The following is a 5,186-nucleotide window of genomic DNA, read 5'->3' as shown; positions in this document are numbered from 1 at the left end:
TTCAAGTTAGTTCCTGATAATTTCTGTTCTACCTTTTCTATTACTTGTGCCACTTACCAATACTTCTCATCAGGGATAAATACTAAATTTACTGTAGCGCTATAGTTTTTAACAACTATATATCTAGGGTTTTTCCCTGAACTAGAGAGAAATTATATTTCGACTAGGACTGTATCTTCAAGTTAGTTCCTGATAATTTCTGTTCTACCTTTTCTATTACTTGTGCCACTTACCAATACTTCTCATCAGGGATAAATACTAAATTTACTGTAGCGCTATAGTTTTTAACAACTATATATCTAGATAATTTCTGTTCTACCTTTTCTATTACTTGTGTCACTTACCAATACTTCTCATCACAGATAAATACTAAATTTACTGTAGCGCTATAGTTTTTAACAACTATATATCTAGGGTTTTTCCCTGAACTAGAGAGAAATTATATTTCGACTAGGACTGTATCCTCAAGTTAATTCCTGATAATTTCTGTTCTACCTTTTCTATTACTTGTGTCACTTACCAATACTTCTCATCACAGATAAATACTAAATTTACTGTAGCGCTATAGTTTTTAACAACTATATATCTAGGGTTTTTCCCTGAACTAGCGAGAAATTATATCAGGATCGTACCATTTTGCTAAAGTAACATTTAAGACTTGACACGGCACTACTTAGGGTTTGCGGAAAAAGTCTTATGAGTGAGGATATAACTCAGGAGAAATAGGAATTGTATAGGAGGTAGTCTGAAGAATTGTTCCTTGATTTTTCTGCCCTTGTCTGCTCAAAATTCTAACTTTTTGAGCTTTTTCGACCGAAAAGCTGGCACTTTTTTCACATAATAAGGGCTAAAGCCTTTATCTGTAAATCCTTTGAGAGTTAATCAGCAACCCCTACTTATAATTCCTTTCTGCCTTTTTGCTTTCTTCTTCTTCAAACAAATAAATTTAGGGATTGAAACCAATAAAGTGTATAATCTATGGTGCTAATGCCAAAGACTGGCCACCAGATTAATCTCATGCTCCCTCAATTTCAAATAGATACAACCTTTGACTTATCTAACTATTTAGCAGAGCGAAAAGCTCTAGTTGAAAAAGCTCTTGACAGTTCTATCAGCGTAGTCTACCCAGAAAAAATCTATGAGGCAATGCGCTATTCCCTACTAGCAGGTGGTAAGCGCTTACGTCCAATTCTTTGTTTGGCGACCTGTGAATTATCAGGTGGAAATATAGAAATGGCAATGCCTACTGCCTGTGCATTAGAGATGATTCATACCATGTCGTTAATCCATGATGATTTACCTGCAATGGATAACGATGACTATCGCCGAGGCAAGTTAACCAATCATAAAGTTTATGGTGAAGATATTGCAATTCTTGCAGGAGATGGTTTATTAAGTTATGCCTTTGAGTTTGTAGCTACTCAAACTAAGGATGTACTACCACAACAAGTTCTACAAGTGATTGCTCAGTTGGGAAAAGCAGTCGGAGCAGCAGGGTTAGTTGGAGGCCAAGTAGTGGACTTAGCTTCCGAGGGTCTCTCACAGGTATCTGAAAAAACCCTACATTTTATCCATACTCATAAAACAGGCGCTCTTTTAGAAGCTTGTGTAGTTTCTGGTGCTCTACTTGCGAGTGCATCCCAAACTAATCTACAGAGACTTTCTCGCTATGCTCAAAATATTGGTTTGGCTTTTCAAATAGTTGATGATATTCTCGATATTACTGCTACTACAGAAGAGCTAGGAAAAACTGCTGGAAAGGATCTTGAGGCTCAAAAAGCAACCTATCCAGCAATTTGGGGATTAGAAAAATCTCGCTGTCAAGCTCAAATACTGGTTCAGAATGCCAAGGCAGAGTTAGAAATTTTTGGAGAAAAGGCAATGCCACTAATAGCTTTAGCAGATTTTATTATCAGCCGCAGTAACTAGGGGTGCAATATGCAGAATATTGGCGAAATAATGGACAATTACGTTCTATGGGTTGCTCTCCTAGCTTGTATCATGGCTCAATTTTTGAAGATAGTAGTAGAGTTAGTTCAACATCACAAGATTAATTTACAAGCTTTATTTACGAGTGGGGGAATGCCTAGTGCCCATTCTGCATTTGTAGCAGCATTGGCAGTAGGAGTAGGTCAGACAAAGGGTTGGGCTAGTCCAGAGTTTGCCCTTGCTTTAGTTTTTGCAATTATTGTGATGTATGATGCAGCAGGAGTTCGTCAAGCAGCAGGATTACAAGCTCGAATTCTTAATCAAATTATAGATGAATTATTCCAGGAAGACCATCATCTTAATCAAGACCGTCTCAAAGAGTTGTTAGGTCATACTCCTGTACAGGTCATAGCAGGTTTTTGTCTGGGAGTAGTTGTATCTTGGCTCGCTAGTTTCAGTTATTAATTAGTTAATTTAATTCTAGGACTAATTAATGTCACCCTACTACTATCTACAACAAAAGCTAAAAATCCACGATCGCTTAAATTGAACATACTATTTGTCGCAGCTCGACGTCCCCGTGTATAGGTTACTAATAGAAAAGGTTTTTGCCCATAAGCAGCTAAACCTACATTACGCCCTAAACTTCTTTCCAACTGTAAAGCTATTTCTGGTTGATTATTATAATCAACTAAAACAGCATAACCGCTACCCAAAGGTTGAGGATTAAAGCCTATTTCTGGAGGTGCAGGTAAAGGACCATCAGGGAGTTCTGTTTCCTCACTCGGTCTAACTACATAGGCACGCAACCCGACAATATCTTGAATATATCTTGCCCAATCACTCGCTACATCTTGGTCATCAAAGCCTCGGATACTACTAACAGTCTGGTCAATGTAGCGACAGATATCTATTGTAATATCTGGTGGCAGACTACGACGAACTATATCTTGATTTGCAGGTGTCTCTGTAACTATGACTAATAAGTATTCATCAATGGCAGGAGATTGACAATCTTCAATGGCTATAGCATATTTTTCTTCAATTGTCAAAAATGACAATAATAAAAAAGTTGAGGCTATTACAGTTTTTAGCCTCCCCAACCAAGGTTTATTCAATTGCACTTGAGTATTAGTCATTGCGAAAAAATGGTTAATAGTCAAGTAAGCATTCAGCTATTAGCTCTCAGCTCTCAGCTCTCAGCTTTTAAAAGTAATAACTAATAAGGTTGGCTGATGACCAATTTCATTCATAACTCTTAAATTCTCCTTGGAGACTAATTTTTCATAAATGTGACAATGTGACAATGTGACAATAAGTTAATAACCCATAGCTGTTTCGCTACGCGACATGAAAAATGTAGTTCCGACCCAAGAGGCTAGCTAATAGCAGACGGCTGAATGCTTACATAGTTAAGGAGGCTATTTTGCCTATTCTCTAATTAGGGAGTAGTTAGGAGAAATGGGAATTATAGAGGAGGTAGTCGGAAGAATTGTCCGTTGATTTTTCTGTCCTTGTCTGTCCAAAATGCTAACTTTATTGTAGCTCATAGCAACCTAAAAGCTGGAAATTTTTTCGACAAAAAAGATGCTAAAGTCTTTATCTATGAGCACTTTGACCTTTAATCAGCAACCCCTAATCTAAGAATCTTTCGTAGAAGTTGATGCCAGAGAAGCCAAAGGTTGAGGAATAGTGTCTGAAGGTGCTTGAAATTCTCCCCTAATTACAAATTCCAAGCGTAATTTAAACCAATCTATACATTTAGGATTAGTAGAAATAATCGCTGCAGCAGGTTGAGGGCATTTTTCTTTAGTACTAGCCATTTCAGGAGCTTCTAAAAAAGCAGGTTCAGCAATTAACCAAAAATCAATTTCTTTTTCCTTCTCGTGATAATCTCTTGTTCGCTCCCTGAATACTTCTTCGAGGGGTTCTTCCTCCAGTAAAAATTTTTTACTAGCTAAGACGTAATAGTAAGTTTCCATTTCCATCAATAAATAAGAAATTATTGACATCATCTCCGGCGGTTAGACACGAAGATCCCTACCGAGCCGTAGCTCCTCGGTGAGTTGACGTTTCATCAGGTGCTGCTACCAGTACAAAGTAGTCTGACGCTTCCCTCTGTGTCCGTTTAATGTCTCGGATTGCCTACCCGCGACAACAATACTATACCTTATGTCCTTATCTTTAATCAACCAAAAAATTGCCCGCTTAACTACCTATCAGCTAAAAGCATTTAGCTAGCCTCCTGGGTCGGAGTTTCGGCCTTCAGCTTTTTGAGCTTGGGTTAAAATCCTCTGCAACCCCAAGCACAAGATTATCGAGTCGGGGTTGAAACCCCTTCTAAACTTTAGAAAAATAATCTTGCTGAGTGCTGAGTGCTTACTGCTTTTTTAAGGGCAAGGCTTTAGACCGAAAAATTCGGTAATTAGAACTGGCCTTGAATAGCCAGTTTCATTTCACGGACAGCTCGCTCCATACCCACGAGTACCGCCCTAGAAATAATTGTATGACCAATGTTAAGTTCTTCCATACCTTCTAAACAAGCAATTGGATAAACATTCCAATAGGTGAGGCCATGTCCAGCGTTTACTCGGAGACCAGCAGCGATCGCTATTTTGCATCCATCTGCCAAAACAGTCAATTCTTTGTGACGTGTGGCCTCATCCTCAGCTTCAGCATAACATCCTGTATGGAGTTCAATAAACTTGGCCTGAATTTCGGCAGAAGCTTCTATCTGTGCTTTTTCTGCATCAATAAACATACTTACAGGAATACCCGCCCCCTGTAACTGGGCTACAACTTGCCTCATCTGGGGAAGATTTCCAGCCACATCCAAACCCCCTTCCGTAGTAACTTCTTCCCGGCGTTCTGGTACAAGAGTAATATAGTCTGGTTTAATTTCCAGAGCGATCGCCACCATTTCATCAGTAGGGGCCATTTCTAAATTCAAATGAGTCCGTACCGTTTGTCGGAGAATACGGACATCTCGTTCTTGAATATGGCGACGGTCTTCGCGCAGATGGACAGTAATACCATCAGCACCAGCTAGTTCAGCTAAAACTGCTGCTGCTACTGGGTCAGGTTCTACAGTTTGTCGCGCTTGTCTAATTGTGGCAACGTGGTCGATGTTGACACCAAGAGTGGGCAATTTTTTCTTCTCCTAAAAAGGTTAAATTAATTTTGCACAGGTATTTAATTATATTATCAGTGTTAAACCTCAAAGTTTTCTAAGATTTTCCAAATTATAGAAACAAGAC

General features: G+C 38.8%; 5 protein-coding genes. 2 read left to right on the top strand and 3 right to left on the bottom strand.

The genetic code is table 11. The features are described 5' to 3' along the window. Nucleotides 1-978 precede the first annotated feature (978 nt). Nucleotides 979-1,929, top strand: a complete 951-nt coding sequence (crtE, locus tag F6K22_RS30855; protein ID WP_483244176.1) for a geranylgeranyl diphosphate synthase CrtE — start codon at nucleotides 979-981, stop codon at nucleotides 1,927-1,929. Nucleotides 1,930-1,938: 9 nt separating this feature from the next. Further along, nucleotides 1,939-2,394: a divergent PAP2 family protein gene (locus F6K22_RS30850; protein WP_293107028.1), complete on the top strand. Its 456-nt coding sequence runs from the start codon at nucleotides 1,939-1,941 to the stop codon at nucleotides 2,392-2,394. Here F6K22_RS30850 and F6K22_RS30845 read toward each other — a convergent pair. The 3 genes from F6K22_RS30845 to F6K22_RS30835 form a co-directional block, all read right to left on the bottom strand. Further along, nucleotides 2,391-3,068 carry a hypothetical protein gene (locus F6K22_RS30845; protein ID WP_293107026.1) on the bottom strand — a complete coding sequence of 226 codons (678 nt, stop codon included), beginning with the start codon at nucleotides 3,066-3,068 and terminating at the stop codon, nucleotides 2,391-2,393. The genes F6K22_RS30850 and F6K22_RS30845 overlap by 4 nt on opposite strands. A gap of 501 nt (nucleotides 3,069-3,569) precedes the next feature. Beyond that, entirely contained in the window at nucleotides 3,570-3,911 is a 342-nt protein-coding gene (locus tag F6K22_RS30840; RefSeq protein ID WP_293107031.1) for an MgPME-cyclase complex family protein, read from the bottom strand. Between the two features lie 443 nt (nucleotides 3,912-4,354). Beyond that, nucleotides 4,355-5,077, bottom strand: coding sequence for a pyridoxine 5'-phosphate synthase (locus F6K22_RS30835; protein ID WP_293107024.1), 723 nt, complete (start codon nucleotides 5,075-5,077; stop codon nucleotides 4,355-4,357). Between the last annotated feature and the right edge of the window lie 109 nt (nucleotides 5,078-5,186).

The organism is Okeania sp. SIO2F4, from assembly GCF_010672385.1.
In the GTDB taxonomy this organism is placed as follows: Bacteria; Cyanobacteriota; Cyanobacteriia; order Cyanobacteriales; family Microcoleaceae; genus Trichodesmium.
The sequence above is the reverse complement of the archived record's forward strand: the minus strand, read 5'-3'. Positions and strand labels throughout refer to the sequence as shown.

Coding starts and splice junctions, on each gene's coding strand:
- crtE (WP_483244176.1), top strand. CDS start 979: ATGGTGCTAATGCCAAAGACTGGCCACCAGATTAATCTCATGCTCCCT.
- F6K22_RS30850 (WP_293107028.1), top strand. CDS start 1,939: ATGCAGAATATTGGCGAAATAATGGACAATTACGTTCTATGGGTTGCT.
- F6K22_RS30845 (WP_293107026.1), bottom strand. CDS start 3,068: ATGACTAATACTCAAGTGCAATTGAATAAACCTTGGTTGGGGAGGCTA.
- F6K22_RS30840 (WP_293107031.1), bottom strand. CDS start 3,911: ATGGAAACTTACTATTACGTCTTAGCTAGTAAAAAATTTTTACTGGAG.